14 protein-coding genes are annotated in these 16287 nt (G+C 67.6%); 7 read left to right on the plus strand and 7 right to left on the minus strand.

Going from position 1 to position 16287, the window contains the following annotated elements; all coding sequences use genetic code 11:
- The first annotated feature begins 611 nt into the window (after positions 1 to 611).
- The 7 genes from VF092_18135 (at position 612) to VF092_18165 (ending at position 8705) form a co-directional block, all read left to right on the plus strand.
- Positions 612 to 1652, plus strand: a complete 1041-nt coding sequence (locus tag VF092_18135) for a tetratricopeptide repeat protein (protein HEX6749222.1) — start codon at positions 612 to 614, stop codon at positions 1650 to 1652.
- Positions 1649 to 3829, plus strand: a complete 2181-nt coding sequence (locus VF092_18140) for an SIR2 family protein (GenBank protein HEX6749223.1) — start codon at positions 1649 to 1651, stop codon at positions 3827 to 3829. Before VF092_18135 ends, VF092_18140 begins: the two co-directional genes overlap by 4 nt.
- A 112-nt stretch (positions 3830 to 3941) precedes the next feature.
- Positions 3942 to 4475: a DUF4145 domain-containing protein gene (locus tag VF092_18145; GenBank protein ID HEX6749224.1), complete on the plus strand. Its 534-nt coding sequence runs from the start codon at positions 3942 to 3944 to the stop codon at positions 4473 to 4475.
- 294 nt (positions 4476 to 4769) lie between these two features.
- Complete coding sequence (locus VF092_18150) at positions 4770 to 5591, plus strand: RES family NAD+ phosphorylase (protein ID HEX6749225.1); 822 nt, start codon at positions 4770 to 4772, stop codon at positions 5589 to 5591.
- 449 nt (positions 5592 to 6040) lie between these two features.
- On the plus strand, positions 6041 to 6337 hold the full coding sequence (locus VF092_18155) for a hypothetical protein (protein HEX6749226.1): 297 nt from the start codon (positions 6041 to 6043) through the stop codon (positions 6335 to 6337).
- Positions 6338 to 6388: 51 nt separating this feature from the next.
- The gene (locus VF092_18160; protein ID HEX6749227.1) at positions 6389 to 6616 is read left to right on the plus strand and encodes a pinensin family lanthipeptide; all 228 of its coding nucleotides are present in this window, start codon (positions 6389 to 6391) and stop codon (positions 6614 to 6616) included.
- Between the two features lie 172 nt (positions 6617 to 6788).
- Positions 6789 to 8705 carry an SEC-C domain-containing protein gene (locus VF092_18165; GenBank protein HEX6749228.1) on the plus strand — a complete coding sequence of 639 codons (1917 nt, stop codon included), beginning with the start codon at positions 6789 to 6791 and terminating at the stop codon, positions 8703 to 8705.
- Between the two features lie 80 nt (positions 8706 to 8785).
- Here VF092_18165 and VF092_18170 read toward each other — a convergent pair whose 3' ends face one another.
- From VF092_18170 to VF092_18200, 7 genes are all read right to left on the minus strand, one after another.
- The gene (locus VF092_18170) at positions 8786 to 9505 is read right to left on the minus strand and encodes an AcvB/VirJ family lysyl-phosphatidylglycerol hydrolase (protein HEX6749229.1); all 720 of its coding nucleotides are present in this window, start codon (positions 9503 to 9505) and stop codon (positions 8786 to 8788) included.
- A gap of 127 nt (positions 9506 to 9632) precedes the next feature.
- Entirely contained in the window at positions 9633 to 11549 is a 1917-nt protein-coding gene (locus VF092_18175; GenBank protein ID HEX6749230.1) for a hypothetical protein, read from the minus strand.
- Between the two features lie 120 nt (positions 11550 to 11669).
- Positions 11670 to 12167, minus strand: a complete 498-nt coding sequence (locus tag VF092_18180) for a type II toxin-antitoxin system VapC family toxin (GenBank protein HEX6749231.1) — start codon at positions 12165 to 12167, stop codon at positions 11670 to 11672.
- Positions 12164 to 12340 (minus strand): hypothetical protein, encoded by a 177-nt coding sequence (locus VF092_18185; protein ID HEX6749232.1) that lies wholly within the window; start codon positions 12338 to 12340, stop codon positions 12164 to 12166. Before VF092_18185 ends, VF092_18180 begins: the two co-directional genes overlap by 4 nt.
- A gap of 154 nt (positions 12341 to 12494) precedes the next feature.
- Positions 12495 to 13793 (minus strand): serine hydrolase domain-containing protein, encoded by a 1299-nt coding sequence (locus VF092_18190; GenBank protein ID HEX6749233.1) that lies wholly within the window; start codon positions 13791 to 13793, stop codon positions 12495 to 12497.
- A 281-nt stretch (positions 13794 to 14074) separates the two neighbouring features.
- On the minus strand, positions 14075 to 14845 hold the full coding sequence (locus tag VF092_18195; protein ID HEX6749234.1) for a LytTR family DNA-binding domain-containing protein: 771 nt from the start codon (positions 14843 to 14845) through the stop codon (positions 14075 to 14077).
- 111 nt (positions 14846 to 14956) lie between these two features.
- Positions 14957 to 16114: a histidine kinase gene (locus VF092_18200; protein HEX6749235.1), complete on the minus strand. Its 1158-nt coding sequence runs from the start codon at positions 16112 to 16114 to the stop codon at positions 14957 to 14959.
- Positions 16115 to 16287: the final 173 nt, after the last annotated feature.

A 16287-nucleotide genomic window follows, 5' to 3' on the forward strand; every position in this document is an offset into this window, starting at 1 on the left:
ACCTTCTCAACCCGGCGACCACGTCGTCCGCATACGCTGGGTGAGCGGCATCATCAGCTCAGCATCACGCGGCAGAGCCTCTTCGAGCTGCTCCACTGCGCGGAGGATCGCTCCACGCGCGCTCCCCTCGCCGAGTGGCCCGCGCGACGTATGCTTCGCTCCCGTTCCTTCCGGGTATGACTCAGGAGGTACGGCGGAGCGGACTCGGTTGGACTCACCCACCCCCATTGACTCTTCCACCAAGTCGCGGCTTAACACAGCACGAAGCACCCGGCCAATCCGCCGGGACCTCGCCAGTCTGGCGCACCAGGTAGCGCAGCACTTCCTCTTGGGCAGCGCTCAGGCCCACGCCTGTCGGGAGCTGCCGCGATGCTCTTGATGCAACCGTCTAGGCGATGCAATCTGCGCCGACTGGCCGCGCTCGACCAGACCACATGGCTCGGCGATTACTCCTGCTCGGTGATGTCGCGATTGTCCAACGGGGAGGCATCAAACAGCCGGTCTTTTTCGTCGGTGGAGCAACGTGGATCCTGGACCTTGACGCGCCCCTCCTGCCGGGCCCATTCCTCAAGCGTGGAGCTTTTTCGGGACACTCCTCGCGGGAGCGGGATGTGAGCTCGCTGGAGCAGTTCGCGGTAGACTCGAGCGCATCGAGGTACCGAGAGACGCTCGGAACACTCGGTTCCGAAGTGGGGGGTGGGGCGGGGCCGCCGCTTCCCCATTTTGCCGAGGCTCTCGCCCACATCGCGGAGGGGTATCGTCGGATCGGCGATATTCCGCGGGCGCTTCGTCTGTTCGGGACCTCCTTCTCCCTGTGGCGCCGTCTCGGACAGCGCAGCCGAATGTGCTGGTGCCTCTGGGGACTCGGCAGCACCCTCCGGGTAGTCGGCCGCTACCCTGAAAGCACGTACTGGCTGCGGCAGGCGTTCGACATCGCGCGTTCCTCGGGCGAGAGGCGGTGCGCGTTGTGGTCGGCCGCGGAGATTGCCGAGGTCGATCGCATCGTCGGGAATCGCCGCCGGGCGCTCGCTGCCCATTTTGACTTGATGGACGAGTTCTGCAAACTCGGCGACGAGCGCGGGGTCGCATGGGCCTATTCAGGAATCGCGCAGATTTACCGAATGGAGGGAGAATTTGCCCGGGCGGCGCAGATGTTCTGGCGTGCTGAAATTCAGAGTGTCCTGATGGGGGATCCGGTGGGGGTTGCCTGGGCGCACCGAGGCCAATCGGAAGTCGCCAAAGAACGCCACGACCTCACCACCGCAGAGGGGATGGCGGCACGAGCGATCCAAGGATTCGAGTCGAAAGGCTACCCCACAGGGGTGGCATACGCGAAGAAGACGCTCGCGGAGATCCAGCTCGCGAGAGGGGACCTGATCTCCTCTCACGCGACGATCCGCTCCGCGATCGCAGACTTCAAGCAGGCAGGTGAAACTCGCGGCTATGCGCTCGCGCTCAAGACACTCGGTGACGTGCACCGAGAGAGTGAGGAGTTCTCGGAGGCGCTGCTTCAGTACCGAACAGCTCGGAGCCTGATCGGCGAAATGCGGTTGCGCCTGTCCACGAGCTTTGATCCGACGGCATCCTGGGTCGCCCTGCGCCGGCGGTTTGAGAAACGGCGCTTCTTTCACGGTGGGAGGAGGCCGGGTTGATCGCGACTTTGTTCGGCGACCCTTCCCGTCCAAAGACATTCCTCGTGGGCGCTGGCATCTCGCGGGATGCTCCCGCCTCCCTTCCAACTGGGGCCGAGTTCTCGGCAGCGATCCTTGATGCCGTCGTCGCCGGAGATTCGTTCCTCGCGGCGGCCGTGGCTCCGCTGATGACAAAGCTGTGGGCGGGTGCGCTGGGTTGCCGCCTAGAGGTTTTGCTGGAGATCGCCAGGGACGGCCTCGGAGATGCCGTCGTGGGAATTACGGAATGCCTGCTGGGGGGCTCCCCCAACCAGTACCATTTCGAGCTCGCCGCGGCGCTGAACGCCGGTCACACAGTAGTGACTGTGAACTTCGACATGCTGATCGAAGCGGCGTACGAGGCGCTCTATGGCCCGCATGGCCTTCCAGTGGTCGCATCCACCGCGCATGGATGCGCATCGCTACTGCGGACTTGGCCTCCGCGAACCGGCTTGCTCTTCAAGATCCACGGGTCGCTGCGCGACACCCGGGGGAGGCGCGCGTGGGGCTCCATCCAGGCGACGCTTGCCTCAATGAGCAACGGGCTTCCGGGCCCCAAGAAGAACCTGCTGCGAAAGGTACTACGCGATCACGACGTTGTGATCATGGGGTACAGCGGGATGGACGACTTCGACATCACGCCGTGTCTTCGCTCCGACCTGCCGCACGCCCGGGTCCTCTGGATCCACCACGAGGCAACCCGAATGCGCCTCCGTTCCTCGACAGCCCTCGCACGAGCCACCGCTTCCGCGTACCCGAGCACCACGATGGTCGCCCGGGTGCCGGAGGGACTGCTCGCGACCGGCAGAACGCGCGCCGTCGTGGGACGCATCCCCTTCTATCCGCGGGTCCCTACTGGACGCGGAACACACGGAGTTACGGTAGACTGGAAGCGCAAAATGGTACGGGCGATCGCCTCGTTTTCTCTCTCGCGCTATCAACGGCTGCGCTACGTCGCGAAGCTTCTGCAGCACAACGGACTGCTCGCCGAGGCCGAAGCGTGCTTCCTGGAGATCCTTCGTTCGGTTTCGGGGTTCGACCGCGCGACCACCCTCGACGACCTCGCACAGTGCAAGTACCTGCAGCGAGCGTTCGCCGAGGACCTTCGGCTCCGCGCTGAGGCGCGACGAAAAGCTCGCGCCGACCACAGCCGGAGCGCCGCCGTCTTGGTCGGGGGTACGTGGCTAGGTTCCGGCGAAAGCTACCGGAATATCGCGAATTACCGCTCCGCCCGTGCCGCGTTCGAACGGGCACTGGCGTGTCTTCCCCCTGATGGCGAGTTCACCAAGCGAGGGTATGCGCTCTCCGGCATCGCCGGCATCGACCGCATGAGGAGCCGGTTCCCGGAAGCCTACGATTCGTACCAGGCGGCGATCGCCTGCTTCAAGCGGAGCAGGCACTTGGCCGGAGCGCTCTACGCGGAATGGGGAATCGCCGAGGTGCAGAAGTACTGGGGAAACCTGGACCGTGCGATGCGCCACCATGAATCGGTGCACCGGTCTGCCGAAGCCATGGGGCATCGGACGCTCACCGGCGGGGCATTGTGGGGACGCGCGGAACTGCACCGCATACGCGCAGAGTTCGGAGAGGCTGCGAGCCTTTACGAAGAGGCGCTGGACCGGTTCCCGCCTGGCGATCTCGCGGGTTGCTCCTGGGTCAAGGAAGGCATCGCGCAGGTCAAGGCCGCGACGGGTAAGTCACCTATTCGGGAACTTACCGAGGCGGAGTCCGGCTTCGTGCATCTTAGAGCGACACTCGGGTTCCATGCGGTCCTCCTCGATCGGACGCTATTCCTTCTTCAGGAAGGTCGGCCGGCCGACGCCCGCGCGGAGCTCGGACGTGCCCGGGTGAACGAGCTGCCCCCCAGGGACCGGGCGAACTACTATGTCGTCGCCGGCCAGGCATACGGGATTCCCAGGGGTGAAGCGATGCTCCGGAAAGCCGAGAGGATTTACCGAAGGCTGGAAATGCACCACGCACAGGTCGGCGTGGGCATACTCCTCCTCGAGTCCCGTGGCGTGCTGTCGACCCACGACGGAAACTTCGCCGCTGTGCGCCGCTTGGCGCGGGCGCACGACTACTCCGTAGAGCTACGTGCCCTATCCGCGCTCGCGCTCTCGGGCGGTGGGAAGTCGGGGTACAGGTTTCCTCTCTACTGACGGACTGAAGGAACGGCGCTGCCCCGCACCGGTGGCGCCACGTCAGTAGAACAAATGTGCTCGGCGCGCGCTCCACGACTTGACGGGGGGCGCCGCTACCCGCGAGAGGACGATGGCAGGACACAAGACGAAGCGTCTCACGGCGGAGAATTGGCTTGAGCCGGATCCCGTCTCCACGCTTTTAGCGGTGGTGGACCGAAGGGACGGCTCCGTTCGTCCATTAGCCCCAGAGGACTATGTCCAGCCTGCGCTCCAACCACAGCTGACGTCGATGGTGCCGGAAGATGTCCACGATCTTTTCGAAGTAGCCAGAGGCGCGCTGGCTTACGGGTACTACTTTTACCCGCTCCTCACTATAGCGGCAGACCAGTGCGTCCGGGTGGCTGAGGCCGCCGCCAAGCTCAAGGCAGAAGATCTAGGCTGTCCGAAACGGATCTCGACCTTCAACGACCAGATCGACTGGCTGGTGAGCGCGGGTGCCATTTCCACGCGTGATCAGGAGTACTGGCACGGGCTGCGGTACTTACGAAACGAGAGCTCGCATCCGCGGTGCCAGCACATCTTCACGCCGGGTATCGCGTTCAACACGTTTCATCATGTTGCCGATCTCGTGAACGGCCTGTTCGGCACCGCCCCTTCGGGATAAGCGACCGCACAGGTTGCTAGAGAGAACAAGAGCCATGGACACCAACGGCCTCGCTGGCTTGATCGCGAGCGATGCGGGGATTCCCGATCTCGAACCGAGGATTACGCAGTCTTGCTTCTACCAGACCTCGACTACGACGCGCAGCTCGTCGCGATAAAGGAGCTGCTCGCGGGCCAAGCCGAGGCAGCGAAAGGGCGGCTTGATGCCGCGTGAGCGGGCTCAGCGGATGAGACTGGCCGAGGCCGCTGGGTTGTCACCCTCCTCCCGGTATCGCATTCAGTGCGACACCATCGCTTGCACCGGCTGGCCGAGGAAATCGAGATGGCGGAATTTTCTTCCGTTTGGAGTTATTGGAAGTTTGCCCATGCCGTGCGGCGGGAGTGGAGGTTCACGCGGAATGCTGAGCAGACGGCCTTCCTCGAAGCCGTGCTTGCCACCAGCGAACGGCGGCGGGAAGTTCTGCCTGCAGGCAGTCTGGTCTTTCGCGCGCAGCTCGGCTGCGAGTGGCCTGCCGACGCCGAGGAGGAAGCCGAAGACCCCGGCCCACGCCCATTTCCGCCGGCGCGCATGAAGCCCCTCAGCGACCGCGCTTCGGAAGGTAGAGTCAATCCGCGAGGCATCCCCTGCCTCTACACCGCTACGCATGCCGAGACCGCGGCCGCCGAGGTTCGGCCGTGGATCGGAGCCTACGTTTCGGTTGCGCAGATGAAGATCGTTCGCGACATCACCGTGGTAAACTGTACATCGGACGACAAGCGGAACATGATCTATCTCAAGGAGCCATCACCCGCAGAGCGTGAGATTGCGGTGTGGAGGGACATAGACCGCGCGTTCGCCCAGCCCGTCGATCGGGACGACCAACTCGCCGAGTATGTCCCGACCCAGGTGATTGCCGAGATGTTCCGAGGCCAAGGACTGGATGGTGTTGCCTATCGAAGCTCGTTGGGGGACGGTCACAATATCGCCTTGTTTGATCTGGACGCTGCCGTCGTAATCAACTACACGGTCCACGAGGTTCGTGAGATCCGTTTCGACGTGCCGGAGGTTGCGAATCGTCGATATGTTAGGGAGCACTATCCGCAACTCACCCAGAATGGTGATAGCGCGGACCTCTGATGAGTCCGTGCCGTGGTGTCTCGCGAGGACGAAGAAGAGGACTCCTGCTGCCCGTGCGGCGATCCCAGTCCAGCGAAGACAAGCACGCCGGCGACTCGCGGGTTACCGCGAGGTACCAACTAATTTCGGATGGCCAGAACAGAACGGGAGGTTGAGTGTCGATTCAGTTACCAACTTTCAGGTCCGTTGACGCCACGTGGCTCCGCCGTAAGTTGTTGATAAACCAGGGGAGCTAGTTACCAACTTTATTTCCCTGGCACACCACGGTGGCCTTGGGTGGAAGACTGGCGATCCCATGAACGGACGATCCGATGATCCACCGAGGCTCGATCCCGCCCCTGCGCAACCGCCGCGTCGTTACGCGTCATCCCTGAGTGGTATCCGGCCGTGTGCTCCCGCATGGGAGCGCGCGGCCGTTCTCGTTCCACGCGACCACCGGAGGAGGCCCCATGCGAAAACTGACGCTGGACTGCGACGCGCTGCGGGTGGACTCGTTCGAAACCTCGCCCGAGAGGGCGCACAAGACCGGGACGGTACGCGGCCACGCGGAGGCGGGCATCTTCTGGACGGTGGTGCGGGAGATCACGAAGACGCAGGTGAGCGTACAAGGCTACAACTCGTGCGACCCGGACGTGTTCACCTGCGGCGACACCTGCGGTGATCGCTGCCACACGCTCCCCGCCACGTGCATGACGTGCACGCTGGACGTCTGCTGCCCTCAGCAGACGGGTGACGGCGGGCTCTGATATGAGCTGTCGCTTGGGCCGAAACCAGAATCGGAACGAGGAGGAGCCGAGATGAAGAAGATGACGCTGAGCCTGGACGCGCTCCGGGTGGAGAGCTTCGAGACCGACGCCGACCACCCCGCGCGCGGCACCGTCCGCGGCCACGATGGCTCGGACGTGGTGATCGACGGCAGCAACGACATCAGTTGCGACACCTGCCAGACCTGCGACGACTCGCAGTGCGACTCATGCTGGTTCAACACCTGCACCTGCCACAGGTACTGCGTCGGCGAAGCGTGACCCGACGGCGCTCCGGAGCAACAATCCCGCGGCGCGGCTGGAGAAATCCGGCCGCGCCATGTCGTTTTCTGCCCGGCGGCAGAGTGTTGCCTCCGTGCCCTTGCGAGACGGAATCCACCTCACCAACTTCGTTCACCTGTTTCTCCGGCGGACCATCCACCACGACACCTCGATGAGCAGGCCCCAGCGAAACGACCCGTGCCCGTGCGGAAGCGGAAAGAAGTACAAGGCGTGCTGCATGGGCGTCGATCGCGACATCGACCGCACCCTGCGCGTGGTGGGCGGCATGCTTTCGCACGGGGAGGCACCGTGGAATCCGGCCGCGCGCGCGGCCGACGCGTGGGAAGCGGACGTGGTGCCGTTGGCCGGCGGGTTCCGCGACGAGCCCGACGCTGCTCCCGCCGTGGTGATGGTCGGGGCGGCGGGGTTCATCCTGCGCGCGGACGTGCTCGGCAACCGGCCGACCGACGTGCAGGGGCGTGCCCGGGCGGTGGCCGAGGCGGTGCTGGCGGCCGGACGCCAGGTCGGCGTGCTGCCCCCGACGCTGCACGTGCGCGACGAGCCGCTCGCGGGGGCGCTGGGTCCGGAGCTGGAGCCGCGCGGGATCGCGGTGGTGGCCGCACCCATGGCGGAGCTGGACGACGCGATCCAGAGCTCGATCGAGCACCTGATGGACGACCGTGCCCTGGCGTTCATGCGCACGCTCGGCTCGTGGCGCGAGACGGAGACTTCGCCAGCGGAGCTGGCGGCGTTCCATGCCGCCGCGGCGGCATTCTACCGCACCGCGCCATGGAAGCGCGTCAGCTCGGACGAGGTGCTGGTGATGACCACCGAGGGCGCGGGCACCTTCCTGGCGGTGGTGATGGGGAGCGGCGGGATGGAATTCGGGCTGGTGCTCTACTCCAACGAGGCGGACCTCGACGACCTGTACGAGCACGACCACGAGCCGATGGCGGCGCTGCGGCAGATGCGCGGTTACGCGCTGACGGTCGGCTTCGAGCGCCGGTCGCGGCTTCCCCGCCCGATGCAGCGCGAGGTGGCCTCGGCGGGGTGGGAGATCGCCGGCGACGCCGCGTATCCCATGCTGTACGGGCTGCGCCTGCCGGGCTTTCGCGTGACCGCCGAGCACGTGCGGCTGATGACGGGCGGGCTGGCGGCGGTGGCGTTCGATGTCGGCGGCGCCGAACTGCCGGCCACTGTGCGCGAGATCCTGGACCGCATGGTGATCCGCGTCGAGCGGGAGGACGAAGACGAGCTTCCCTGGGCGGAGCTCGAGGAGGCGCACGTCATCGGCCCCACCGGCCCGAATGCGGACCCCGGAGCCGTGCTGCCGTACGTGTGGGCCGCCGACATGAACGAGTACGAGCGGCTGCAGAGCGCCGAACTGGAGCGGGCCGGCCGGTTCGAAGGCTGGCTGCGGGAGCGCGGGCTATCGAAGGCCGCGCAGCGGCGGCACCTGCGCAACGCGCGCACGTGGTGCGAGTACCTGGCCGGGATGGCCGTTCCCGCGCAGGCGGCCACCGAGATCGATCTGCGCAACTACCTGTACGACTGGTTCCCGCGAAAGGAAGCGCTGCCGAAGGACGTGGAGCGCGTGATCGACCAGTCGCTGCTCGTGTTCTTCGGTTGGCTGGAGGCTGAGGAGGGAATCGGGTATCCGTGGGCCGCGGCCGTGCTCCACGAGTTCGGCCGCGTGTCCGGCGAGCGCGGCCCGGCGCCGGAGGGCGCGTACTGGGAAGCGGAGGTGCGGGAGTGGCGCGGGATGTTCTTCGGAGACCTGGACGACCGCATGATGCTCCCGGACCGCGACCTGCCGGGCACCGAGCACGGATGGCCGGCCATGATGAACGCCGAGATCGCCCATCTCCACAACGAGTTGCAGCGCCGGTGGCTGATCTGGTACGACGAGGCGGTGCGCGGCGGGGTGACGGACCTGGAGGAGCTCTACGTGACGCTGGCGCTGCGCCAGCGCGGCTGGGAGAACACGCCGCATCCGCAGGTGGGCGGACGCACGCCGCGGCAGGTCGTGGCCGCGTACGAGCAGGAGCAGGAAGGAACGCCGCAGCTGTCGTTCGCGGACTTCGGGTGAGCACCGGCCGGTGTGAATGGTGACGAAGAGCGGCCCGCGATCGACCTCGCGGGCCGTTTCGCGTTCCAGGTGGCGTGGAGCTACGCGCCCGCCGCGCGCGAGACCGGCTCCTCGTCGCCCAGCCGCTCGAGGATGAGCCCGGCGGTGGTGAGGTGGTCGCGCGCCAGGTTGTGGCCCGCGTCGAGCAGCACCGTCTCCGCCACGCCGGCGGGGAGCGCGGGGGCCAACGCGGCGGGATCGTCGCGGCCGTTGACGACGAGGATCCGCATTCCGCGGAGCGCCTGCAACTCGGGGAGGACGGGGACGTCGCCCGGACGCTCGTGGTGGCCGAAGAGATCGGCCCAGCGGAAGCGGAAGCTGCCCAGCCGCGCGGGCGAGAGGAGCGCGAGCAGGCGCACGCGTTGCCGCAGCCCAGGATCCATCCGCCGCGCGACGAACGGCAGCAGGTCCGCGCCGCGCGAGAGGCCGATCATCATCACCGAATCGGCATCCCACGCTTGGAGATAGTGTCGCAGCACAGCCTCAACGTCGCGTGTGACGCGCGCAGGCGTGCGGCCGAAGAGCAGATAGGTGCGCGCCTTCAGGCCGACGGTGGAGATGCCGTGCTGCGCCAGCTCGCGTGCCAGGCCGCGCACCAGCATCGCCCAATTGCCGTCTCCCGTGAAGACGAAGGCGAGGGTGCGTCCCGGCTCCTCCGCGCGCTCCTCGACCAGCGGGAGGTGGCGCAACGCGCGGGGCTGCTCGTCGCGCCGGCGGCGGAGCAGCCTACGGATCGCATCGAACGAAGAAGAAAGGGGCACGCGCGCTCCCGTTCGCGGTAATCGTCATCTCCCGTAAAAGCAGGCGGCGTACCAGCATCCATGGGAAAGAACCGAGGCGGGCCCGACTCCGGGCCCGCCTCGCATCACATCTCAAATATCCAGGAAACTACGCCGCGACGCTCGCCTCGGGCTGCTTGCCGTCGGACGGCGGGCGGTCGATGGTGAGGCGGTCGATCACCCGCACCTTCGGCTCGTGGACCGCGTCGAAGTAGGGGGTGCCGGCGGGGGCGCTCGGGTGGAACTTCCACTTGCCCGGGCCGTCGACGCCGTACGACCACAGGTGCAGCTCGCCCGTCTTCGCGATCTTCAGCCGCACGAAGTTCTTGTACGTCTCCAGGTGCTGCGCCGAGAACGCCTCGTTGTAGTTCAGCGCGGGCAGCAGGAACAGGCTCAGCAGCAGCGACCCCAGGATCCCGCCCAGCCCCACCATCCCCACGATGAAGAGCAGCGCGTTGCCGAGCGAGTTGACGTTCGCCAGCGGCTGCGACAGGAGCCAGGTGAGCCCCACCGCCAGCCCCAGGTGCGCGAAGCCGTGGACCCCGCCGACCCCCACCTTCACCGCCGTGCGCAGCTTCTCGTAGCGCAGCAGGAGCTTCGAGCGCTCCACGTCGGGCGTGGTGAACGCGATCATCCCCGTCACGAACAGGAGCGAGAAGGCGATGACGGCGGGGGAGTACTTGGCCACGTTCCAGAAGCTGGCCGCCACGTCCATCCAGCGCACGCCATCCTGGTGCACCTCCTCGATGAAGCTGGTCTGGATGTATGCCGAGGTCTTGCTGGCGCTCTGGAGGAACCAGGCGAAGAGCGCGTACATGGCGCCCAGGAAGATGGCGAACGACGGGTTGTGCCAGAACGAGAAGATCGCGCCCCACTTGATGCCGGTGGACGCCTTCAGGTCGGGGTAGAGCGGGCCGCGCTGCCAGGACTCCTTCGTGTCCGCCGGCGTCTCCAGGTCCAGCGTCTCGGGAAGGAGCTGCGTGCCCAAGAGGTACGCGCCGCCGCCTCCCGCGGTGATCTTGTGGCGCGCGGTGCCGGACTCGCCGCCGGTGCTGTAGCGCGCGTAGTGGTGCAGGTCGCCCGTGAGCGTCAGCGCGAGCTGGGCGCCGGTGGGCGCGATCACCGTCTTCTCGAAGTACGCCAGGTTGTCGAACGCGTCCACGTCGCTGCGGGTGTGCGCCCACGCGGGCTCGGGGGTGCAGAGGATCACGCGGTCGCCCTCGCGCAGCTCGCGTGCGACCTGGCAGAAGTACTCGATCTGCGGGCGGTCGATGTCGGACTGCAGCTGCACGTCGACGCCGAACACCCACCAGCGGTGCGGCAGCCGCAGCGCCCAGTAGCTGCGCGACTGCCGCGTGCGCCACGCGCCGATCCAGCGGCGCTGGCAGAACTGGCGGATGAAGCTGGTGAGCCCGTCGTACCAGTCGTGGTTGCCGGGGATGGCGAACAGGTGCGGCGGGTCGGCGTCGGTGACCCAGGGGAGCGCCGCCTCGTACGGCCCGGCCAGGCGGTTGGCGTACTCGTCGCGGCTGGCGGTGGGATACACCTGGTCGCCGCCCATCACCAGCACGTGGCCGCGGCGGGTGCGCTCGCCGTCGATGGCGCCGTCGGCGCGCACCGCCTCCTCGCCGAACGTCGGCGCGGGGAGCTCGGGGCGGCCGAGGAGCCAGGCGACGGTGTAGGTGGGATCGAACCCGTCGCCCAGGTCGGCCACGAAGTCGAGCCAGAAGTCGCCGTCGGTCTCGACATGGGCGTCGTAGGTGAAGATGCGGCCGTCGGCGGTGTCGGGACCGGCCTCGTCGGCGTCGTGCTGGTGCAGCGCGGCCAGCGTCTCGCGGCGGTCGGCGTATTCGCCGAACGCCGCCGACAGCACCGCGCGCACGGCGGTGACGGCCAGCTGCCCCGGCGCCAGCCAGCGCACCATCTTCGCGGGCGTGAAGGGGAGCTCGGCCGGGCCGGCCGGCGCCGCGATCTTGCCGACGGGCACCTTTTCGGGGGCGGTCGTGGCGGATGTGACTTCGCTCATTGGAGGGAAAGTGGATCGATTGTGGAGGGAGGATGGCGCGGGAGGAGGCGCCGCTCACACGTATGTTTCTCTGCGAGAGGCGGATAGGCAAGGCTTTCGATCGAAAACCGCCGCACTTCGTCAGGAAGGAGGAAGCTCCAGATCGGCGATCAGGCCGGTTTCAGGATCGAAGATCTCGAAACCGCGAGACGAGGCAGCCCGGCGAAGCTTCTCGTCGGAGCAGACGAACGAGATGGTTTCCCCCGGGACCAGGCTCTGGAGCCATTCGGCGGTGCAGATGTGAAGCGTGTCCGCGGCACCGACGCCGCGCTCGCGCAAGGTGTGCAGCGCCGCGAGCGTGGCGTCGTACACGAACCTCGGCAGCGGGACGACGAAGAACCGGGTGCCGAGATCGCCGAGAAAGTCGTTACGGGCAGTCTGATAGGTACGGGTGGAGATCTGCTCCTTTCGCCAGAGCTTGGCGAAGCTGGCCATGGTCTCTACCGCGACAAGATCGGAGATGAAGAGTGAGCCGTGCAGGCGGCGAAAGGCCGCGTTCACGGTGTCCGTCCCCTTCTCCGGGATGTATGCCTTGATGACTGCGCTCGCATCGAGGAAGTACACGTCCGCGTTGTTCATGAGAACAGGCGAATGAGCGCGGCGAGCCACCACGGACGGCGGCGACCGGCAATTCGGGGCGGCCGCGGTGTACCGCTGGGGATGCGAACGCCGGCCTCGGCGAGACGCCGGTTGCGCTCCGCGGTCCGGTCGTCCAGCGGCATGGTATCCTGTGGCGTCACGGTCTCCGGCATGACTCTCCTCCCCCAGGATCGTATGGTCGCGATGTTCCGGGAACGTTGTCTCAACCCGTTCAGGCCGTCAAGTCATCCGAAGCTGAACGATAAAAACACGCCACCCGCGGAGCGCTTGCTCCACGGGTGGCGAGTTGGGACAGGCCGGATTCGATCAGTCCACCGTCTTCGCGCGGGGTTCGACGTCGAAGTCGTCGGCGGCCACGGCCACGCGGTCGTTCACGCGTCGGCGGAGCGCCATGATGGTGTTGGGCGCGCGCGGCTGGTACACGCGGTTGCTGAGCAGCACCGACCAGGTGTGGCGCTCGGGGTCGATCCAGATCGACGTCCCCGTGAAGCCGGTGTGGCCGAACGACGCCTGCGACGCCTTCACCCCGAACCCGCCGCTGCCGTTGGGGCCCGGCGTGTCCCACCCCAGCGCGCGGGTGCCGGCGCCCGGCTGGCGCGCGGTGAACATCCGCACCGTCTCCTCGCGGAAGACGCGCACGCTGTCCAGCTCGCCGCCGTTGGCCAGCATCGCCGCGAAGCGACCCAGGTCGTGCGCGGTGGAGAAGAGCCCCGCGTTGCCCGCCACGCCGCCCAGCGCGCGGGCGATGGGGTCGTGCACCAGCCCCTGCACCGGCTCGTCGTTCTCGTCGCGCAGCGTGGGCGCGCAGGTCTGGCATCCCGCGCCGGGGAGGTAGGTGGTCGCGCGCATCTTCAGCGGGCCGTACACGCGGCGGTCCAGCAGCCGGAACAGCGGCTCGCCGGCGGCGCGCTGCGCGGCGGCGAAGAGCACGTTCATCCCCACGTCGCTGTACACCACCGCCTCGCCCGGCTCGCGCACCAGCGGGGTGCGCAGGAGCTGGCGCCACGCCGCGTCGGGGGTGGCGGCGTCCAGGGCCACGCCCGCGGGGAGCCCGGAGGTGTGGGTCAGCAGGTGGCGGATCGTCACCCGCTCCTTCGCGCCGCCCGAGAACTCGGGGAGGTAGCGCGACACGGGCGCGTCCAGGTCCATCTTCCCGTCTTCCACCAGCAGCATCACCGCCGGCGTGGTGGCCAGGACCTTGGTGAGCGAGGCCAGGTCGTACACGGTGCGGTCCGCGTCGACCTTCGCGGCCGACGCGCTCCAGCCGATGCGGCCGATGCCGCGCTCGAGCACCGTCTGGTCCTCGCGCCCGATGGCGAGCGCCGCGCCGGGGAAGGCGCCGGCGCGCACCTGCGCCCACACCGCAGCCTCGGCCTCGTCGAGCGGGGCCAGCGCGAGCTTGCGCGTCTTCGCCACCTCGTGCGCGGCTGCGACGTCGGCGCGCGGGGCCGTGGCGTTCGCGGTGAGGCGGCGCGTGACGGCGGCCTCGTCCACCGTGGCGGCCGCGCGGGTGCTCGTCGCGATGGCGCCGCCGTAGGCCAGCGTGGCCACGGCCGCGGCGATCAGCAGCGACTTCGGATCAGCCTGACGACGATGTCTATCCATTCACGCACCTCCATCCGGAGGACGTCCAGCGTACCCGTCCTTGACAGTACGATCTGTAACCCGTTGTGGTTGCACATCTTACAACCTGCGTACACGAAATGTAGCAGAAGGCTTCCAACGGCTGTACCCTTGCCTCCCAGATCTTCACCGGCCGCTAATCTTTCGTTCAGGGATGAACTGATGGTTTCACACAGAGGTCACAGAGACGAAAAGAGAGGCACGGAGAACTCAGCGCGGTCCTCTGTGCCTCTTCTTTTCCCCTCTGTGTGATTCGTTTCTTCTCACGCCTCGCCGTTGAGCAGGGCCTTGAGCGTGTCGCGGTAGCCGCGGGTGGAGGTGACCTCGGCGCCGTTCTGCATGATCACCACGTAGTCGCCGCGGAACCAGGGCTGGATCTCGCGGATGCGGTCGACGTTGACGATGGCGGAGCGGGAGATGCGCAGGAAGCGGCGCGGGTCCAGCACCTCGGCCAGCTGCGTCATGGTCTCGCGGATGATGTACGTCTTCGGGCCGGCGTGCACCTTCACGTACTTGCCGTCGGCCTCCAGCCAGTCGATGTCGGCCACGGGCTGCAGGAAGGCGCGCTCGCCCACGCGGATCACCAGCCGCTCGCGATAGGCCCGCCCGCCGCGCAGCTCCTCGAGCAGCGCCAGGATCTGCCGCCGGTCGCCGCCGGCGTCGGGGCGGCGGAGATGGGCGCGGGCGCGGTCGATGGCGCGGGCCAGGCGCTCCTCGTCGAACGGCTTGAGCAGGTAGTCCAGCGCGTGCACGTCGAAGGCGCGCAGCGCGTACTGGTCGTAGGCGGTGACGAACACCACCTCGGGGATGTCGGGCGCCAGCTCGGAGAGCACCGCGAACCCGTCGAGCCCCGGCATCTGCACGTCGAGGAAGATCAGGTCGGGACGGGTGGCGCGGATCTCCTCCACCGCCTGGGTGCCGCTGGCGCACTCGCCCACCACCTCCACGTCGTCGTGCGCGCCGAGCATGCGCCGCAACAGCTCGCGCGCGAGCGGCTCGTCGTCCACGATCAACGAGCGTAGCGTCGTTGTCATCTCGATACGATCAACGGATTTGTCTCACGCAGAGGGCGCAGAGGACGCAGAGAGCCCGGCACGACGTCTTTCCTCTGCGACCTCTGCGGCCTCTGCGTGAGGATTTTCATCTCAATCCCCCTGAATGCCGCTCGGCGTGCGCTCGTGGACGCCGGCGGGGAGCTCGATCAGCACCTCGCAGCCGCCTTCGGGCCGGTCAGCGATCTCGAAGCGGTGGTCGGCGCCGTACAGCTGCTCCAGGCGCGCGCGGGTGTTGCCCAGGCCCACGCCCTCGCGCCGGATGCCGCCGTCCAGCCCGGCGCCGTCGTCCAGCACGCGGATGGTCAGCCGCCCGTCCTCCGTGTGGCTCTCGACGCGCACGTGGCCCGGGCGCTCGAGCCGCGAAAGGCCGTGGGTGATGGAGTTCTCCACCAGCGGCTGCAGGAGGAGGCGCGGGACGAGCAGCCGCCGCGTCTCCGGGGCCAGGTCGTAGTCCACGGACAGGCGGCCGCCAAAGCGGATCTTCTGGATCTCGGCGTAGCGGTCCAGGAACTCGACCTCCTCCTCCAGCGACACCTCGTAGCGCGAGTCGTCGTCCAGCGACAGGCGCAGCAGGTCGCTCAACCGCGTGATCATCCGGCGCGCGGCGGGGACGTCGCGCTCCATCAGCGCGGAGACGGCGTGCAGGGTGTTGAACAGGAAGTGCGGCTGCAGCTGCATCCGCAGCAGGTCGCCGCGCGCTCGCTCGAGCTGCGTCTGGAGCTGCGCCTCGCGCACGCTGCGGCGCTGGTTCTCGCGGTACGAATGCACGGCGTGCGCGGCCGCCAGGATCACCCAGTAGATGGGGATGATGATGGCGAAGATGCGCCGGTACTCGCGCAGCATCGTCAACCACCACGGGTTCGTCAGGGGGAGGGGAGCACCCTCGAGCCACGGGAACTTCACCATCCCGATCAGGATCAGGGTGATGAACACGGTGGCGGCGCTGAGCGGCAGGTGCAGCAGCAGGTTGCGCCAGCGGTGCGGCCCGTGCACGGGAAGGCGCCGCGCCAGCCAGAAGATGCCCGGCGCGATCAGCAGCCACATGAACCAGACTGGGAGCTCCCAGAGGAACAGCTTCGGCCACGTCTCCGGCCGCCCCGCGCGGATGAACGCGAAGTAGTTCTGCGTCGCGACGAGCGCCGACAGCGTGGTGGCCGCGGCGATGCCGGCCAGGGGCCCCGACAGCGGCCGCGCGGCGCGGCCGCGCAGCGTGAACGAGCGCGGCGGCGAAGAGGTCGGGGACGGCACGGGCGAAGGCGGCGGTGTCACGGTGCGACGGATCGGCGGCGTAGCGGGGAATCTAGCGCCGCGCGGTCTCCCGTCACCCGCGCGGGCGCGAGGGCCGTCACCGGCGGCGTGAGTCCGTTGGGCGGCGGTGTAGATCAAAACGAGGAAGAAAAATGATCACACGGAGGGAACGG

Source organism: Longimicrobium sp., assembly GCA_036377595.1.
Lineage (GTDB): Bacteria > Gemmatimonadota > Gemmatimonadetes > Longimicrobiales > Longimicrobiaceae > Longimicrobium.